The organism is Streptomyces sp. NPDC051364, assembly GCF_040682115.1.
In the GTDB taxonomy this organism is placed as follows: Bacteria; Actinomycetota; Actinomycetes; order Streptomycetales; family Streptomycetaceae; genus Streptomyces.
Window position 1 is genome coordinate 60,512 of sequence record NZ_JBFBAH010000004.1, and the last position, 16,800, is coordinate 77,311.

17 protein-coding genes are annotated in these 16,800 nt (G+C 68.9%); 1 reads left to right on the forward strand and 16 read right to left on the reverse strand.

Going from position 1 to position 16,800, the window contains the following annotated elements; all coding sequences use genetic code 11:
* Positions 1 to 59: 59 nt before the first annotated feature.
* Entirely contained in the window at positions 60 to 1,880 is a 1,821-nt protein-coding gene (locus tag AB0M76_RS09885; RefSeq protein WP_365952747.1) for a glycoside hydrolase family 18 chitinase, read from the forward strand.
* A gap of 103 nt (positions 1,881 to 1,983) precedes the next feature.
* On the opposite strand, the gene AB0M76_RS09890 is transcribed toward AB0M76_RS09885, so the two are convergent.
* The 16 genes from AB0M76_RS09890 to prfA all read right to left on the reverse strand — a co-directional run bounded on the left by AB0M76_RS09890 (position 1,984) and on the right by prfA (position 16,775).
* Positions 1,984 to 2,430, reverse strand: coding sequence for a DUF2550 domain-containing protein (locus AB0M76_RS09890; RefSeq protein WP_030295266.1), 447 nt, complete (start codon positions 2,428 to 2,430; stop codon positions 1,984 to 1,986).
* 129 nt (positions 2,431 to 2,559) lie between these two features.
* On the reverse strand, positions 2,560 to 2,934 hold the full coding sequence (locus AB0M76_RS09895; RefSeq protein ID WP_365952401.1) for a F0F1 ATP synthase subunit epsilon: 375 nt from the start codon (positions 2,932 to 2,934) through the stop codon (positions 2,560 to 2,562).
* Between the two features lie 128 nt (positions 2,935 to 3,062).
* Complete coding sequence (atpD, locus tag AB0M76_RS09900) at positions 3,063 to 4,505, reverse strand: F0F1 ATP synthase subunit beta (protein ID WP_365952402.1); 1,443 nt, start codon at positions 4,503 to 4,505, stop codon at positions 3,063 to 3,065.
* Positions 4,505 to 5,422 carry a F0F1 ATP synthase subunit gamma gene (locus AB0M76_RS09905; RefSeq protein ID WP_365952403.1) on the reverse strand — a complete coding sequence of 306 codons (918 nt, stop codon included), beginning with the start codon at positions 5,420 to 5,422 and terminating at the stop codon, positions 4,505 to 4,507. The genes atpD and AB0M76_RS09905 overlap by 1 nt, the downstream gene beginning before the upstream one ends.
* A gap of 20 nt (positions 5,423 to 5,442) precedes the next feature.
* Positions 5,443 to 7,038: a F0F1 ATP synthase subunit alpha gene (atpA, locus tag AB0M76_RS09910; RefSeq protein WP_266663685.1), complete on the reverse strand. Its 1,596-nt coding sequence runs from the start codon at positions 7,036 to 7,038 to the stop codon at positions 5,443 to 5,445.
* A 129-nt stretch (positions 7,039 to 7,167) separates the two neighbouring features.
* The gene (locus AB0M76_RS09915) at positions 7,168 to 7,983 is read right to left on the reverse strand and encodes a F0F1 ATP synthase subunit delta (protein WP_365952404.1); all 816 of its coding nucleotides are present in this window, start codon (positions 7,981 to 7,983) and stop codon (positions 7,168 to 7,170) included.
* The gene (locus tag AB0M76_RS09920) at positions 7,980 to 8,525 is read right to left on the reverse strand and encodes a F0F1 ATP synthase subunit B (protein ID WP_365952405.1); all 546 of its coding nucleotides are present in this window, start codon (positions 8,523 to 8,525) and stop codon (positions 7,980 to 7,982) included. The genes AB0M76_RS09915 and AB0M76_RS09920 overlap by 4 nt, the downstream gene beginning before the upstream one ends.
* A gap of 39 nt (positions 8,526 to 8,564) precedes the next feature.
* The gene (locus AB0M76_RS09925) at positions 8,565 to 8,816 is read right to left on the reverse strand and encodes a F0F1 ATP synthase subunit C (RefSeq protein ID WP_365952406.1); all 252 of its coding nucleotides are present in this window, start codon (positions 8,814 to 8,816) and stop codon (positions 8,565 to 8,567) included.
* 73 nt (positions 8,817 to 8,889) lie between these two features.
* Positions 8,890 to 9,726 carry a F0F1 ATP synthase subunit A gene (gene atpB, locus AB0M76_RS09930; protein WP_365952748.1) on the reverse strand — a complete coding sequence of 279 codons (837 nt, stop codon included), beginning with the start codon at positions 9,724 to 9,726 and terminating at the stop codon, positions 8,890 to 8,892.
* A gap of 210 nt (positions 9,727 to 9,936) precedes the next feature.
* Positions 9,937 to 10,383: a hypothetical protein gene (locus AB0M76_RS09935; RefSeq protein WP_365952407.1), complete on the reverse strand. Its 447-nt coding sequence runs from the start codon at positions 10,381 to 10,383 to the stop codon at positions 9,937 to 9,939.
* 276 nt (positions 10,384 to 10,659) lie between these two features.
* Positions 10,660 to 11,982 carry an MraY family glycosyltransferase gene (locus tag AB0M76_RS09940; RefSeq protein ID WP_365952408.1) on the reverse strand — a complete coding sequence of 441 codons (1,323 nt, stop codon included), beginning with the start codon at positions 11,980 to 11,982 and terminating at the stop codon, positions 10,660 to 10,662.
* Positions 11,983 to 12,098: 116 nt separating this feature from the next.
* Entirely contained in the window at positions 12,099 to 13,328 is a 1,230-nt protein-coding gene (gene glyA, locus AB0M76_RS09945) for a serine hydroxymethyltransferase (protein WP_365952409.1), read from the reverse strand.
* Between the two features lie 76 nt (positions 13,329 to 13,404).
* A complete protein-coding gene (locus AB0M76_RS09950; protein ID WP_365952410.1) occupies positions 13,405 to 14,094 on the reverse strand; it encodes a protein-tyrosine-phosphatase in 690 nt (229 codons plus the stop codon).
* Positions 14,091 to 14,738: an L-threonylcarbamoyladenylate synthase gene (locus AB0M76_RS09955; protein WP_008738155.1), complete on the reverse strand. Its 648-nt coding sequence runs from the start codon at positions 14,736 to 14,738 to the stop codon at positions 14,091 to 14,093. The genes AB0M76_RS09950 and AB0M76_RS09955 overlap by 4 nt, the downstream gene beginning before the upstream one ends.
* Before the next feature lie 49 nt (positions 14,739 to 14,787).
* Positions 14,788 to 15,633, reverse strand: a complete 846-nt coding sequence (gene prmC / locus AB0M76_RS09960; protein ID WP_054224694.1) for a peptide chain release factor N(5)-glutamine methyltransferase — start codon at positions 15,631 to 15,633, stop codon at positions 14,788 to 14,790.
* Positions 15,634 to 15,695: 62 nt separating this feature from the next.
* Positions 15,696 to 16,775 carry a peptide chain release factor 1 gene (gene prfA / locus AB0M76_RS09965; RefSeq protein ID WP_365952411.1) on the reverse strand — a complete coding sequence of 360 codons (1,080 nt, stop codon included), beginning with the start codon at positions 16,773 to 16,775 and terminating at the stop codon, positions 15,696 to 15,698.
* Positions 16,776 to 16,800 lie beyond the last annotated feature (25 nt).

A 16,800-nucleotide genomic window follows, 5' to 3' on the forward strand; every position in this document is an offset into this window, starting at 1 on the left:
CCCCACGGCCACGACGGACCTACGGAGGAGCACCCTTGAGCACAGCACCCCCACCCCGCATCCGTCTGTTCAGAAGGCTCGCCGCGACCGTGGCCGCCTTCGCCCTGCCGATCGCCGGACTCGTGGCCCTGGCCGGCACCGCCCAGGCCGCCGCCTCCGCGACGGCCACGTACCAGAAGGTCTCCGACTGGGGCACCGGCTTCGAGGGCAAGTGGACGGTGAAGAACACCGGCACCACCACCCTCACCAGCTGGACCGTGGAGTGGGACTACCCCTCCGGCACGACGGTCACCTCCGCCTGGGACGCCACCGTCACCAGCTCCGGCACCCACTGGACCGGCAAGAACGTCGGCTGGAACGGCACCCTCGCCCCCGGCGCCACGATCAGCTTCGGCTTCAACGGCGCCGGCTCCGGCGCCCCCAGCGGCTGCAAGGTCAACGGCGGTTCCTGCGACGGCGGCTCGACCCCCACCGACAGCCCGCCCTCGGCCCCCGGCACCCCCACCGCCAGCGGGGTCACCAACACCTCGCTGACCATCGGCTGGGCCGCGGCCACCGACGACAAAGGCGTCAAGAACTACGACGTCTACCGCGGCGGCGCCAAGGTCGCGACCGTCACGGGCACGAGCTACGCCGACTCCGGCCTGACCAAGGGCACGACGTACACCTACAGCGTCGTCGCCCGCGACACCGCCGACCAGACGGGCCCGGCCTCCGGCTCCGTCTCGGTCACCACGACCGGCGGCAACAATCCCCCGGACCCGGGCGGCAAGGTCAAGCTCGGCTACTTCACCGAGTGGGGCGTCTACGGGCGCAATTACCACGTGAAGAACCTGGACACCTCCGGCTCCGCCACGAAGATCACCCACATCAACTACGCGTTCGGCAACGTCCAGGGCGGCAAGTGCACCATCGGTGACGCCTACGCCGACTACGACAAGGCCTACACCGCCGACCAGAGCGTCGACGGCGTCGCCGACAACTGGGACCAGCCGCTGCGCGGCAACTTCAACCAGCTGCGCAAGCTCAAGGCGAAGTACCCGAACATCAAGGTGCTGTGGTCCTTCGGCGGCTGGACCTGGTCCGGCGGCTTCGGCCAGGCCGCGGCGAACCCGGCCGCCTTCGCCGACTCCTGCTACAGCCTGGTCGAGGACCCGCGCTGGGCGGACGTCTTCGACGGCATCGACATCGACTGGGAGTACCCGAACGCCTGCGGCCTGTCCTGCGACACCAGCGGCGCCGCCTCCCTGAAGAACGTACTGTCCGCGCTGCGCACCAAGTTCGGCAGCAGCAACCTGGTGACCGCCGCGATCTCCGCCGACGGCTCCAACGGCGGCAAGCTCGACCTCGCCGATTACGCGGGCGCCTCCCAGTACGTCGACTTCTACAACGTCATGACGTACGACTTCTTCGGCGCGTGGGACGCCCAGGGCCCGACCGCCCCGCACTCCCCGCTCACCTCGTACGCCGGCATCCCGATCGCCGGCTTCAACTCCGAGGCCGCCGTCACCAAGCTCAAGGGCAAGGGCATCGCCGGCTCCAAGCTCAACCTCGGCATCGGCTTCTACGGCCGCGGCTGGACCGGCGTCACGCAGGCCGCCCCGGGCGGCGCCGCCACCGGGCCCGCACAGGGCACCTACGAGCAGGGCATCGAGGACTACAAGGTGCTGAAGGGCAGCTGCCCGGCCACCGGGACCGTCGCCGGCACGGCCTACGCCAAGTGCGGCAGCAACTGGTGGAGCTACGACACCCCCGCCACCATCGCCGGGAAGATGAGCTGGACCAAGCAGCAGGGCCTCAGGGGCGCCTTCTACTGGGAGTTCAGCGGCGACACGGCGAACGGCGAGCTCGCCAACGCGGTTCACACCGGTCTCCAGTGAAGTCATAACCAGTTTGGCCACGCACCGGACCGGTGAACGACGAAGCCGGGGAGACAGGGTCCGCCCCCCGTCTCCCCGGCTTCTTCACGTCATACGGCCTGCGTCAGGCCACGTTCACCCTCTGGCCTGGAGGTGCCGCCTCCAGCCAGGCCAGGAAACCGGTCAGTGCGTCCTCGCTCATCGCCAGTTCCAGGCGGGTCCCGCGGTGGACACAGCCGAGCACGACGGCGTCGGACAGCAGCGCCAGCTCCTCCTCGCCCTCGGGGGCACGGCGGGCGACCACCTCGATGGAGGAGCGCTCCAGCAGCCGGCGCGGCCGCGGGGAGTACGAGAAGACGCGGAACCACTCGATGCGGTCACCGCTGTAGCGGGCGACCCCGTACACCCAGCCCTTGCCGGAGATGTCGGGCTCCTCGGACACGCCCCAGCGCAGGCTGCAGTCGAAGGTGCCGCCGGAACGCTGGATGAGTCTGCGGCGCAGTCCGAAGACAAACAGCCCGATCACCACCAGGGCTACGACCAGGCCGCTCACAAGCAGAGCGAGGAGCATCTTCACCGACCTCCTCGCTCATCGAATACGCACCAACGAAAAACGGACGTACATCGCCTCAGCCGCGACCCGGTCTGGAAAATTCCAGCACGGACCGCGGCTGAGGTCGCACACTCTTCGGTACGGGGCTCAGTGCCCCGTTACCGCGCGCAGCCGGACATCGGCGCGACGCTCGGCGGCCGCATCGGCCTCCGACTTCGCGCGCTCCAGTGCCCGCTCCGCCCGCTGGACGTCAATCTCGTCAGCAAGCTCGGCGATCTCGGCCAGCAGGGACAGCTTGTTGTCCGCGAACGAGATGAAACCGCCGTGCACCGCGGCGACGACAGTGTCGCCGTCGCTGGTGCGGATGGTCACCGGGCCCGATTCCAGCACACCGAGAAGCGGCTGGTGACCGGGCATGACGCCGATGTCGCCGGACGTGGTGCGGGCGACAACAAGGGTGGCCTCGCCGGACCAGACATTGCGGTCCGCCGCGACCAGCTCGACGTGCAGCTCAGCAGCCAAGGTGGCTCCTCGGGTCACCACCCGGCGGGTCAGCCGGGTGTTGGGTCAAATTCTAATGGGCGTGGGGAGAGGGACGGGACACACCCGCCCCTCTCCGTCAGTCAGCTGTGCTCGCGAGGAGCGCGGCTTCAGGAGACGCCCAGCTCCTTGGCGTTGGCCTTCAGGTCCTCGATGCCACCGCACAGGAAGAACGCCTGCTCGGGGAAGTGGTCGTAGTCGCCATCGCAGATCGCGTTGAAGGCGACGATCGACTCGTCGAGCGGAACGTCCGAACCGTCCACACCGGTGAACTGCTTCGCCACGTGGGTGTTCTGCGACAGGAAGCGCTCGACACGACGGGCACGGTGGACAACGAGCTTGTCCTCCTCGCCCAGCTCGTCGATACCGAGGATCGCGATGATGTCCTGGAGGTCCTTGTACTTCTGAAGGATCCCCTTGACGCGCATCGCCGTGGCGTAGTGGTCCGCCGCGATGTACCGCGGGTCGAGGATGCGGGACGTCGAGTCCAGCGGGTCCACGGCCGGGTAGATGCCCTTCTCGGAGATCGGACGGGAAAGAACCGTCGTCGCGTCGAGGTGGGCGAAGGTGGTCGCCGGCGCCGGGTCGGTCAGGTCGTCCGCGGGGACGTAGATCGCCTGCATCGAGGTGATCGAGTGACCACGGGTCGAGGTGATGCGCTCCTGGAGGAGACCCATCTCGTCGGCCAGGTTCGGCTGGTAACCCACCGCGGAGGGCATACGGCCGAGCAGGGTCGACACCTCGGAACCCGCCTGGGTGTACCGGAAGATGTTGTCGATGAAGAAGAGCACGTCCTGCTTCTGCACATCGCGGAAGTACTCCGCCATGGTCAGACCGGCAAGCGCGACGCGCAGACGGGTGCCCGGGGGCTCGTCCATCTGGCCGAAGACGAGCGCCGTCTTGTCGATGACGCCGGAGTCGGCCATTTCCTCGATGAGGTCGTTGCCCTCACGGGTACGCTCACCGACGCCCGCGAACACCGACACACCGTCGTGGTTGTTGGCGACGCGGTAGATCATTTCCTGGATCAGAACGGTCTTGCCGACACCGGCACCACCGAACAGACCGATCTTTCCACCCTTGACGTACGGGGTGAGAAGGTCGATGACCTTGACGCCGGTCTCGAACATCTCGGTCTTCGACTCGAGCTCGTCGAAGCGGGGCGCCTTGCGGTGGATCGGCCAGCGCTCGGTGACCTCGGCGTTCGCCTCGGGGTAGTTCAGCACCTCACCGAGGGTGTTGAACACCTTGCCCTTGGTGAAGTCACCGACGGGGACGGTGATGCCCTCGCCCGTGTCGGTCACCGGGGCCTGGCGGACCAGACCGTCGGTCGGCTGCATCGAGATGGTACGGACGAGACCGTCACCCAGGTGCTGCGCGACCTCGAGGGTCAGGGTCTTCAGCGCGCCGTCCTCGGCCGGGTCGGCGACCTGGACCTTGAGCGCGTTGTAGATCTCGGGCATGGCGTCGACGGGGAACTCCACGTCGACGACCGGGCCGATGACCCGGGCGACGCGGCCCGTGGCGGCGGCCGTCTGAGCAGTGGTCGTCATTACTTGTCACTCCCCGCGGTCGCGTCAGCCATGGCGCTCGCGCCACCGACGATCTCGCTGATTTCCTGGGTGATTTCGGCCTGGCGGGCCGCGTTGGCAAGCCGGGAGAGGCTCTTGATGAGATCCCCGGCGTTGTCGGTGGCCGACTTCATCGCGCGGCGGCGGGCGGCGTGCTCGGAAGCGGCCGACTGCAGCAGTGCGTTGTAGATACGGCTTTCGACGTACCGCGGCAGAAGGGCGTCGAGGACGTCCTCCGCCGACGGCTCGAAGTCGAACAGCGGACGGATCTCGCCCTTCGTACCGCTCTCCTCCGCAGCCTGGTCGAGGCTGAGCGGCAGCATCCGGCCGTCGACCGGGTTCTGCGTCATCATCGACACGAATTCCGTGTAGACGATGTGCAGCTCGTCGACGCCGCCCTCGGCCGTCTCCGTCTGGATGGCCTCGATCAGCGGCCCGGCGACGCGCTTGGCGTCGGCGTAGGCCGGGCTGTCGGTGAAGCCGGTCCACGAATCCGCGACCTTGCGCTCGCGGAAGCCGTAGTAGGCCAGACCCTTACGGCCGACGATGTAGGTGTCGACCTCCTTGCCCTCGCCGCGCAGCCGCTCGGTGAGCCGCTCCGCCTGCTTGATGGCGTTGGAGGAGTAGCCGCCGGCCAGACCGCGGTCGCTCGTGATGAGCAGGATCGCGGCACGGGTCGGCGTCTCGGCCTCGGTGGTCAGGGCGTGCTTGGTGTTCGAACCGGTCGCCACCGCGGTCACCGCACGGGTGAGCTCGGTCGCGTACGGCATCGACGCCGCCACCTTGCGCTGCGCCTTGACGATGCGCGAGGCGGCGATCATCTCCATCGCCTTGGTGATCTTCTTGGTCGCCGTGATGGCACGGATGCGACGCTTGTAGACCCGGAGCTGCGCTCCCATGAGTCAGGTCCCTTCCGTCGTCACTTGGAGACGTTGACGGCCGGTGCGTCCTCGCCCAGGAGCTTGCCGTCCGAGGTCTCGAACTGGCGCTTGAAGCCGGCGATGGCGTCCGCGATGGAGGACAGGGTGTCGTCCGACATCTTGCCGCCGTCCGCGATGGAGGTCAGGAGGTCCTTGCGCTCGCGGCGCAGGTGCTCCAGCAGCTCCGACTCGAAGCGGCGGATGTCGTTGACCGGGACGTCGTCCATCTTGCCGGTGGTACCGGCCCAGACGGAGACGACCTGCTCCTCGACGGGCATGGGCTGGTACTGGCCCTGCTTCAGCAGCTCGACCAGGCGCTTGCCGCGCTCCAGCGAAGACTTCGAAGCGGCGTCCAGGTCGGAACCGAAGGCGGCGAACGCCTCCAGCTCACGGTACTGGGCCAGGTCCAGACGCAGACGGCCGGAAACCTGCTTCATGGCCTTGTGCTGGGCGGAGCCACCGACGCGGGAGACCGAGATACCGACGTTCAGCGCCGGGCGCTGGCCCGCGTTGAACAGGTCGGACTCCAGGAAGCACTGGCCGTCGGTGATGGAGATGACGTTGGTCGGGATGAACGCCGACACGTCGTTCGCCTTGGTCTCGACGATCGGCAGACCGGTCATCGAACCGGCACCCATGTCGTCGGACAGCTTCGCGCAGCGCTCCAGCAGACGGGAGTGCAGGTAGAAGACGTCACCCGGGTAGGCCTCGCGGCCCGGCGGGCGGCGCAGCAGCAGCGACACGGCGCGGTAGGCGTCGGCCTGCTTCGACAGGTCGTCGAAGATGATCAGGACGTGCTTGCCGGCGTACATCCAGTGCTGGCCGATGGCCGAACCGGTGTACGGCGCCAGGTACTTGAAGCCGGCCGGGTCGGACGCCGGGGCGGCGACGATCGTCGTGTACTCGAGCGCGCCGGCGTCTTCCAGGGCGCCGCGAACGGACGCGATGGTCGAGCCCTTCTGGCCGATGGCGACGTAGATGCAGCGGACCTGCTTGTTCACGTCGCCCGAGCGCCAGTTGTCGCGCTGGTTGATGATCGTGTCGACAGCAAGAGCGGTCTTGCCGGTCTGACGGTCACCGATGATCAGCTGACGCTGGCCACGGCCGACCGGCACCATCGCGTCGATCGCCTTGTAGCCGGTCTGCATCGGCTCGTGGACCGACTTGCGGACCATGACGCCGGGGGCCTGCAGCTCGAGGGCGCGGCGGCCTTCGGTCGCGATCTCGCCGAGACCGTCGATCGGGTTGCCGAGCGGGTCGACGACGCGGCCGAGGTAGCCCTCGCCGACGCCGACGGAGAGCACCTCACCGGTGCGCTGCACCGGCTGGCCCTCCTCGATACCGCTGAACTCGCCGAGGACGACCGCACCGATCTCGCGCTCCTCGAGGTTGAGGGCGAGACCGAGGGTGCCGTCCTCGAACTTCAGCAGCTCGTTCGCCATGGCGGAGGGCAGGCCCTCCACCTTCGCGATGCCGTCGCCGGCAACGCTGACCGTTCCGACCTCCTCGCGCGAGGCCGCGTCCGGCTGGTACGACTGGACAAAGTTCTCCAGTGCGTCCCGGATCTCCTCCGGCCGGATCGTGAGCTCCGCCATCTGGGTTCCCTGCTCTCCTTGTTGGGCCTGAAGCTTCTTAGGGGTCTGGGGGCGACCCCCAGGAATCTTCTGCAAGTTCTGCACGGCCCAACCGGGCCGCTGGAAATGCGTTGTTCTATTGGTGGCTGGTCAGCCGGCCATGCGGCGCGACGCCTCGGCGAGGCGGTCCGCGATGGTGCCGTCGATGACCTCGTCGCCGACTCGCACCGAGATCCCGCCGAGGACCTCGGGGTCCACGTCGAGGTTCAGGTGCATCTGGCGGCCGTACAGCTTGGCCAGCACCGCGCCGAGACGCTGCTTCTGCACGTCGCTGAGCGGAACCGCGCTGGTCACGGTGGCGACCATGCGGTCACGGCGCTCAGCGGCGAGCTTGGAAAGGGACTCGAGTCCCGCTTCCAGGCTACGTCCACGCGGGTGCGTGACGAGACGCGTGACGAGACGCGCGGTGACGGCGTCCGCCTTGCCGCCGAGCAGGCTGCGCAGCAGCTCGCTCTTGGCGGCGACGGTGGCCGCCCGGTCGGTCAGCGCGGCACGCAGCTCGGTGTTCGAGGCGACGATCCGGCCGAAGCGGAACAGCTCGTCCTCGACGTTGTCGAGCGCGCCGGTCTGCTGGGCCGCCGTGAGGTCGGCGGTGGCCGCCAGCTCCTCGAGCGAGTCCACCAGGTCGCGGGACTGCGACCAGCGGGACCGGGCCATGCCCGACACCAGGTCGAGGGTCTCCCCGTCGACCTGGGTACCCAGCAGTCGACGCACCAGCTCGGCCTTGGCCTCGCCGGACTGCGCCGGGTCCGTGATGACCCGACGCAGCGAGACCTCACGGTCGAGCAGCGCGGTGACGGCTGCCAGCTCACCGGCGAGCTTCGCCGCGTCGACGGACGTGTTGTCCGTCAGCGCGTCGAGACGCTCGCGCGCGGAGGCCAGCGCCTCGCGGCTCGCTCCGTTCATCGGGCCGCCTCGGCCTTCTCCTCGAGCTCGCCGAGGAAGCGGTCGATCGTGCGGCTCTGCCGGGCGGCGTCCTCAAGGGACTCGCCGACGAGCTTGCCGGCCAGGTCGGTGGCGAGCTTGCCCACGTCCTGACGCAGTGCCTGCGAGGCAGCCTTGCGGTCGGCCGCGATCTGGGCGTGGCCGGCAGCGATGATCTCCTCACGCTGCCGCTGGCCCTCTGCGCGCAGTTCTTCCTTGAGCGCAGTGCCCTGCTCCAGCGCTTCCTGGCGCAGGCGCGCGGCCTCGTGCCGGGCTTCGGCGAGCTGGGCCTTGTACTGCTCCAGCACGCTCTGGGCCTCGGTCTGAGCGGCTTCCGCCTTTTCGATACCGCCCTCGATGGTCTCGCGACGCTCTTCCAGAACCTTGTTGATGTTCGGGAGGAGCTTCTTCGCGAGGAAACCGAAGACGATGACGAAGGCGATCAGACCGATGACCAGCTCGGGGATCGGCGGGATGAGGGGGTTTTCCGCCTCTTCCGCCGCGAGCTGAACCAGAGGGTTCACATCAGTGCCTTCCGTCTAAAGGGTCTGTTCGCTACCGGATCAGCTGGTCGGGTAGACGAACGGCATGACCAGACCGATGAGGGCGAGCGCCTCACAGAAGGCGAAACCGAGGATCTGGTTGGCGCGGATCAGGCCGGCGGCCTCGGGCTGGCGGGCCAGGGCCGTCGTACCGTTACCGAAGATGATGCCGACGCCGACGCCGGGGCCAATGGCGGCGAGGCCGTAGCCGATCGAGCCGAGGTTGCCCTTGATTTCGACGCCAGCGGCGAGGGTCTGCGCGAGAGCGGACATGCCGGTTCTTCCTTCTCTTTCATGGACCGGTGGGGGTTGGCCACCGGACGTCTGATGGTTTGGGGGTGGGCGGTCAGTGGTGCTCGGCGACAGCGCCCTGGATGAAGCTGCAGGCCAGCAGCACGAAGACGTAGGCCTGGACAGCCTGGATGAAGAGCTCGAACGCGGTCATGACGATGACCATCACGAACGACACACTCGCGTAGGCGATGCCGATGCCGTTCAGCAGGTACCAGCTGGCGACCGTGAAGAGCAGCAGCAGGGTGTGACCGGCGAACATGTTCGCGAACAGACGGACCGCGTGCGTGAACGGACGGACGATCACGTTCGAGAAGAACTCGATGAGCATGACCAGCGGCAGGATCCCGCCGAGCGACTTGTCGTAGCCCGTGAGGTTCTTGAGACCGCCGACGAACCCGTGGCGCTTGAACGTGACCGACATCCACATGAAGTAGATGACGAGGGCCAGGGCGGCCGGGTACGCGATGACCGCGGTCACCGGGAACTGGGCGAGCGGGATGATCGACCAGAGGTTCATCATCCAGACGAAGAAGAAGGTCGCCACCATGAAGGGGACGTACTTCTCGCCTTCCTTCTTGCCCAGGGTCTCGTAGACGATGCCGCGGCGCACGAAGTCGTAGCCGGCTTCGCCGACCATCTGGAGCTTTCCGGGAACCACCTTCGGCTTGCGGAATGCCGCCCAGAAGAATCCGACGATGACGACGCTCCCGAGCAGGGCGAGCAGCATCGTCTTGTTGAAGTAGACGCTGCTGTTCGCGTCGCCGAAGATCGGCTGGAACAGGAACGAGTGCAGGCCAGGAGCCGGGAAGCCACAGCCGTCGAAGATGTGGCAATCGGTCTCGAAGGCGAGCACCTGCGTCGGGTCAGCACTCACCGCGGGCTCCTTCAGCGTGGCGCATAGGTACGGCAACCTCGTTGTGTCGGCGCGGCGCGCAGCCGCGGTTCGGCACGGGACTGGTCTTACGGATGTGGGGGCGGCTTGCAGGCATAGAGCCTCGCGATTGAGCAGGCGTCAGCTCAGATGCCTGCGCCCGCGATGCCGCAGTTGGCACCGGACGATAGCAGGATCTCGAACGAGCACTTATTCCGCCCCTACCGTTCACGACGAGGACCCCGTGTTTTCGGGCTTCTCACCCTTGTCACCCTTGGCGGCTTCGGGCTCGACGTAAAGGATCTTGGCCTTCATGTGCGCGCGCGTCTGCGCAGCGATCCAGACAAGCGTCGCTGCGACGAGTGTGATCGCGAATGCCTTGGGGTTGAACAACGTCGTGTCTCGGAAGACGGCGACGAAGACGAAGAGCAGCAGAATCTGGGTCGTGTACAGGGCAAGACCCATCATCTGAAACAGATGCGGCAGCGATCGCGCCGTGCGTTGCAGGACGACGAAGCCGATCCCCATGAAAAGAATCACGACCAGAGTCGCAATGACAGCCCCGATCGCCCCCTCGCCGCCCGCGACGACACCGCTGACGATTGCGGCGATGGCGCCGGCGGCAGCAGTGGGTACCGCGGTGTGCAGAAGGGATCGGGCGTCATCGGACAGCATGGCGCATGGCTCCGCGTGGTGGTGGGGGTATACGGGACTCGTACGGGACGAGCGTAAGCCCGGTCCGAGATCGAACCTCGGGCCGATGGGCCGTCGCACTACGGTCCTTCGGCTCTGTCGCCGGGTTTAGTGAACGGTATCACAAACTATTTGATGAGAGCTTTACCTGCGGAGTGTGCTGACTGTCACACATGAGAGCTAACCCGCCCGTGTGTGCGCGACAAGTCGTCGTTGTGTGTGGTAAAGGCGTTCCATGTCGGACATGTGCTGCGGCCGTCAGCGCGTCGACTCCGCCTTACGCCGGTCGGGGAAGCGCGAACGGGGGCCTACCGCGGTCGCTCCGTTGACGCCCGAGACGCCGACCCTGACGGGCCTGGCCGGCTCCGGCTCGCGGCCCGAGGCATCCTGCGCGGCCGCCTCGGCGGCGCGCTCCGCGTGCCGGTAGCGCGGCGGGACCAGACCCTCGGCCCACCGCGGGGCGCGCGGGGTGAAGCGCGGCAGGAGCAGCAGGATCAGGCCCACCGCACTCAGCGCGACGATGGCGAGCACGATCCACATCGAGGCGGAGTGCACCGAATAGGCCACCGCGCCGAAGGCGATCAGCCCCGACCAGAAGTACATGATCATCACCGCGCGGCTGTGCGAATGCCCGAGTTCCAGCAGCCGGTGGTGCAGGTGCCCGCGGTCGGCCGCGAAGGGCGACTGGCCCTTCCACGTACGCCGCACGATGGCCAGGACCAGGTCCGCCATCGGGATCGCGATGATCGTCAGCGGGAGCAGAAGCGGAATGAAGACCGGGAGCATCGCGTGCGTCGCGTTGCGCTCACCGCCGGCGAACAGCGCCATGGTGTCCGGGTCCACCTGTCCGGTGATCGAGATCGCGGAGGCCGCCAGCACCAGGCCGATGAGCATCGATCCGGAATCGCCCATGAAGATCCGGGCCGGATGCATGTTGTGCGGCAGGAAGCCGAGGCACATGCCCATCAGGATCGCGGCGAAGAGGGTCGCGGGCGCGGCCGCCTCGATCCCGTAGCCGAACCAGATCCGGTACGAGTAGAGGAAGAACGCCGCGGCGGCGATGCAGACCATGCCGGCGGCCAGGCCGTCGAGCCCGTCCACGAAGTTCACCGCGTTGATGGTGATCACGACGAGGGCGACGGTGAGCAGATTGCCCTGCCACTGGGTCAGCGCGACCGTCCCGATGCCCGGGACGGGGATCCACAGCATGGTCAGGCCCTGCATGACCATCACACCGGCGGCGATCATCTGCGCGCCGAGCTTGATCAGGGCGTCGATCTCGAACTTGTCGTCGAGCACGCCGATCAGCCAGATCAGGGCGGCTCCGGAGAGCAGCGCCCGCGGTTCGTTCGACAGCTCGAAGACGCCGTTGAGGCTGCGCAGGTGGTCGGCGACCAGCAGCCCCGCGCACAGTCCGCCGAACATGGCGATGCCGCCGAGCCGCGGAGTGGGCTCGCGGTGCACGTCGCGGGCGCGGATCTCCGGCATTGCACCGGCCGCGATCGCGAACTTCCGCACGGGCCCGGTGAGCAGGTAGGTCACCGCGACCGTGACGCAAAGCGTCAGCAGATATTCACGCACGGGCTGCCCCAGATGTATCGCCGGCCATCTCAGCCCCACACATTAGCTGCGATGTACCCCTCACCGAGGACGCGAGGGGGCGGTATCCCGGTTGCGGTACGCCCTGTTTGTCCGCCTTACACCCCGTACGGGGGAAATCCGCGCGTCAGCTCGGCCACTTCCGCGCGGGGGTTCGCCCGTTCCGGGTGCAGTGCGGCGGTGAACAGGGCGGCGATCCGGGCCATCTCGGGCTCCCGCATGCCCTGGGTGGTGACGGCCGCCGTACCGAGCCGGATGCCGCGCTGGTCCCCGTACGGAAGGGCGCAGGTGTCCAGCACGATCCCGCCGGCGGCGAGCCGGCCGCGGGCGGTCGCACCGTCGATGCCGAGCGGGGCCGGGTCGGCAGTGATCAGATGGGTGTCGGTGCCGCCCGTCGTCACCGCGAAGCCGTTGGCCGCGAGCGCATCGGCCAGCACCCGGGCATTGGCCACGACCCGATGGGCGTACGTGGTGAACGCGGGCGCCGCGGCCTCGCCGAAGGCCACCGCCTTCGCGGCGATGGTGTGCATCTGGGCGCCGCCCTGGGTGAAGGGGAACACCGCCCGGTCGATCCGCTCGCCGAACTCGGCGCCGCACAGGACCATCCCGCCGCGCGGGCCGCGCAGCACCTTGTGGGTCGTCGCGCAGACGATGTCGGCGTACGGGACGGGGCTGGGCGCGGCCCCGCCGGCGACGAGCCCGATCGGATGGGCGGCGTCCGCGATGAGGTAGGCCCCGACCTCGTCGGCGATCTCCCGGAACACCGAGTACTCCGGGTGCCGCGAGTAGGAGATCGACCCGCAGACGATCGCCTTGGGCCGGTGCGCCCGTGCCAGCTCCTGCACCTGCCGGTAGTCGATGAGGCCGCTCTCGGCGTCGACGCCGTACCCGACGAAGTCGAACCAGCGTCCGGAGAAGTTGGCCGGCGAACCGTGGGTGAGGTGCCCGCCGTACGCGAGCCCCATCGCCAGCACCGTGTCCCCGGGCCGCAGCAGAGCGGCGTACGCGGCCAGCACGGCGGCGGAACCGGAATGCGGCTGCACGTTGGCGTGCTCGACCCCGAACAGCGCGCGGGCCCGCTCGACGGCCAGCCCTTCGGCGAGGTCGGCGTACTCGCAGCCGCCGTGGTACCGGTGGCCGGGATAACCCTCGGCGTACTTGTTGGCGAGCGCCGAGCCGAGCGCTGCGAGCACGGCGGGCGAGGTGAAGTTCTCGGCGGCGCTCAGCTGCAAGGTGGTGGCCTGGCGCTGCGCCTCCCCTGCGAGCACATCGGCCATCTGCGGATCCTGCTGCCGCAGCAGGTCCGTGGGCGGGGTGATGACGCTCATGGCGACTCCCAGTGGCCGGTCCCGGATAGGCCCACTCTAGGCCCGGGTCCCTGATCCCGCCCTGCGGAGATGCCCGTCAGCGCCGGGCCGTGACGCCCGTCAGGGCCGTGACCACCGGGTCGAGCGCCTGGTTGATCTCGTCGCCGATCGAGCGGAAGAAGGTGATCGGCGCCCCGTACGGGTCGTACACCTCGTCCGCGTCGGGCGAAGGCGCCAGCAGCCACCCGCGAAGCGCGGCCGCAGCCCGCACCAGGGCACGGGCCCGCTCGGCGACACCGTCGTCCAGCGGCGGCAGCGTGGCCGGATCTATGGCCCGCACCAGCCGCGTGAACTCCTTCAGCGTGAACGTCCGCAGCCCCGCCGAGTGCCCCATCGAGATGACCTGCGCACGGTGGTCGCGCGTAGCGGTCAGCACCAGGTCGGCGCGTATGACGTGCTCGTCGAGGAGCTCCCGCCCGGTGAAACCGGAGGCGTCCGCACCGAAGTCCGCGAGCACGGCCGCCGCGTTCGCCTCCATCGGGGCACCCTCGTGGCCCCAGGTCCCCGCGCTCTCCACGATCAGGTCGCTCGCCGGGATGCCCCCCAGCCGGTGCGCCAGCGCATGCCGGGTCAGCCGCTCGGTGATGGGCGAGCGGCACACGTTGCCGGTGCTGACGTGGAGGATGCGGAAGATGCCCCCTCCGGCCGCCGCCGGGTGGGAGTCCCCCCAGCCGTGGCTGCCGCCGGAGGTGTGCCCGCTTGCTATGCCACGCCCCTGAGGGCTCACGGGGCCACCTCGAGGTCGGGTACGACCTCCCGCAGCTGCTCGGCGGTCAGCGCCCCCTCGCGCAGCAGGACGGGAACCTTCCCGGTGACGTCGACGATCGACGACGGCTGGATCCCGGGCGTCGGACCGCCGTCCAGGTACACGGACACGGAGTCGCCCAGCATCTCGCGCGCCGCGTCGCAGTCCTCCGGCGCCGGGTGCCCGGACAGGTTCGCCGAGGACACGGCCATCGGGCCGACCTCGGTGAGCAGCTCGATGGCGACGGGGTGCAGCGGCATGCGCACGGCCACGGTGCCGCGGGTCTCCCCCAGGTCCCAGGCGAGCGAGGGCTGGTGCTTGGCGACCAGCGTCAGCGCGCCCGGCCAGAAGGCGTCGACGAGCTCCCAGGCCTGCTCGGAGAAGTCCGTGACGAGGCCGTGCAGGGTGTTCGGGGAGCCGATGAGCACGGGGGTCGGCATGTTGCGGCCGCGCCCCTTGGCGGCGAGCAGGTCACCGACGGCCTCTGCGCTGAAGGCGTCCGCGCCGATCCCGTAGAGGGTGTCGGTGGGCAGCACGACAAGCTCGCCGCGGCGCACGGCGGATGCGGCTTCACGCAGACCCGTCTTGCGGTCCGTCGCGTCGTTGCAGTCGTATCGCCGGGCCATCAGCGGGACTCCTCGTGCAGCAGGGGGGTGGAGGGGTGGGTCGCGCCCGTCACGGCAGGGCCTTGCGGGCGGTGGCGAAGCGCGGGCGGTTGTTCAGGTCGGGATGGTCGGCGGCGTCGGCCCAGCCGCGCTCCTCCGCGAAGATCCACGGGACCTGGCCGCCCTGGGTGTCGGCGTGCTCGATGACGACGATGCCGCCGGGCCGCAGCAGCCGGTGCGCGGTGCGCTCGATGCCGCGGATGGTGTCGAGGCCGTCCTCGCCGGAGAAGAGGGCCATCTCCGGGTCGTGGTCGCGGGCCTCGGGGGCCACGTACTCCCACTCGGTGAGCGGGATGTACGGCGGGTTCGAGATCACCAGGTCGACCTGGCCGTCCAGCTCGGGCAGCGCGCTCAGCGCGTCGCCCTGGTGGACGGTGACCCGGGAGCCCTCGGCGTTCTTGCGGGTCCACCGCAGGGCTTCCTCGGACAGCTCGACCGCGTGCACGCGCGAGCGCGGCACCTCCTGCGCCATGGCCAGCGCGATGGCGCCGGACCCGGTGCACAGGTCCACGATCAGCGGCTCGACGACGTCCATCGCCCGGACGGCGTGTATGGCCCAGTCCACGACCGACTCGGTCTCGGGCCGGGGCACGAAGACCCCGGGCCCGACCTGGAGCTCCAGGTACCGGAAGAAGGCGCGGCCGGTGATGTGCTGGAGCGGCTCGCGCGCCTCGCGGCGGGCGACGGCCTCCCAGTAGCGGGCGTCGAAGTCCGCGTCCTTGACGTGGTGCAGTTCCCCCCGCTTGACGCCGTGCACGAAGGCCGCGAGCTCCTCCGCGTCGAAGCGCGGTGAGGGCACGCCGGCGGCGGCCAGCCGCTGGGTGGCCTGGGCCACCTCGGCAAGCAGCAAGTTCACGCTGGTCCTCCGGGCTGCTGTCGTACGGGGGTGGTGCGGGGGTGGAGCAGGTCAGGCGGGGATCAGTGCGCGGACGCCAGCTTGGCGGCCGAGTCCGCATCGACGCAGGCCTGGATCATCGAATCGAGGTCGCCGTCGAGCACCTGGTCCAAGTTGTACGCCTTGAATCCGGTCCGGTGGTCCGAGATCCGGTTTTCCGGGAAGTTGTACGTACGGATCTTCTCGGAGCGGTCGACCGAGCGCACCTGGCTGCGGCGCACGTCGGAGGCCTCCTGCTCGGCGGCCTCCTGGGCCGCGGCCAGCAGGCGCGACCGGAGGATGCGCATCGCCTGCTCCTTGTTCTGGAGCTGGCTCTTCTCGTTCTGGCAGGAGGCGACCACACCGGTCGGGACGTGCGTGATGCGCACGGCCGAGTCGGTGGTGTTGACGGACTGGCCGCCGGGGCCCGACGAGCGGTACACGTCGATGCGGAGGTCGTTCATGTTGACTTCGACCTCGACCTCCTCGGCCTCCGGGGTGACGAGCACGCCGGCGGCGGAGGTGTGGATGCGGCCCTGGGACTCGGTGGCCGGAACACGCTGGACGCGGTGCACGCCGCCCTCGTACTTCATGCGGGCCCAGACGCCCTGGCCGGGCTCGGTGGCACCGTTGCCGCCCTTGGTGCGGACGGAGACCTGGACGTCCTTGTAGCCGCCGAGCTCGGACTCGGTGGAGTCGATGATCTCGGTCTTCCAGCCCACGCGCTCTGCGTAGCGCAGGTACATGCGCAGCAGGTCGCCGGCGAACAGGGCGGACTCGTCGCCGCCCGCGCCCGCCTTGATCTCCAGGAGCACGTCCTTGTCGTCGCTGGGGTCGCGCGGGACGAGCAGCAGGCGGAGCTTCTCGGTGAGCTCCTCGCGCTGCGCGCTCAGTTCCTTCACCTCGGCAATGAAGTCCGGGTCGTCGGCCGCGAACTCCTTCGCCGTCTCGATGTCCTCGGCGGACTGCTTCCAGGCACGGAAGGTCGCGACGATCGGGGTCAGCTCCGCATAGCGCTTGTTGAGCTTGCGCGCGTTGGCCTGATCCGAGTGGACCGAAGGGTCGGCGAGCTTCTTCTCAAGATCGGCGTGCTCGCCGATCAGTTCCTCGACCGCCTCGAACATCGGGGGCTCCTGGGGTGAAAAGTAC

Coding starts and splice junctions, on each gene's coding strand:
- AB0M76_RS09925 (WP_365952406.1), bottom strand. CDS start 8,816: ATGTCCGCTCTCGCGCAGACCCTCGCCGCTGGCGTCGAAATCAAGGGC.
- AB0M76_RS09935 (WP_365952407.1), bottom strand. CDS start 10,383: ATGCTGTCCGATGACGCCCGATCCCTTCTGCACACCGCGGTACCCACT.
- atpD (WP_365952402.1), bottom strand. CDS start 4,505: ATGACGACCACTGCTCAGACGGCCGCCGCCACGGGCCGCGTCGCCCGG.
- AB0M76_RS09890 (WP_030295266.1), bottom strand. CDS start 2,430: ATGCTCCTCGCTCTGCTTGTGAGCGGCCTGGTCGTAGCCCTGGTGGTG.
- AB0M76_RS09905 (WP_365952403.1), bottom strand. CDS start 5,422: ATGGGAGCGCAGCTCCGGGTCTACAAGCGTCGCATCCGTGCCATCACG.
- glyA (WP_365952409.1), bottom strand. CDS start 13,328: ATGAGCGTCATCACCCCGCCCACGGACCTGCTGCGGCAGCAGGATCCG.
- AB0M76_RS09915 (WP_365952404.1), bottom strand. CDS start 7,983: ATGAACGGAGCGAGCCGCGAGGCGCTGGCCTCCGCGCGCGAGCGTCTC.
- prfA (WP_365952411.1), bottom strand. CDS start 16,775: ATGTTCGAGGCGGTCGAGGAACTGATCGGCGAGCACGCCGATCTTGAG.
- AB0M76_RS09955 (WP_008738155.1), bottom strand. CDS start 14,738: ATGGCCCGGCGATACGACTGCAACGACGCGACGGACCGCAAGACGGGT.
- atpA (WP_266663685.1), bottom strand. CDS start 7,038: ATGGCGGAGCTCACGATCCGGCCGGAGGAGATCCGGGACGCACTGGAG.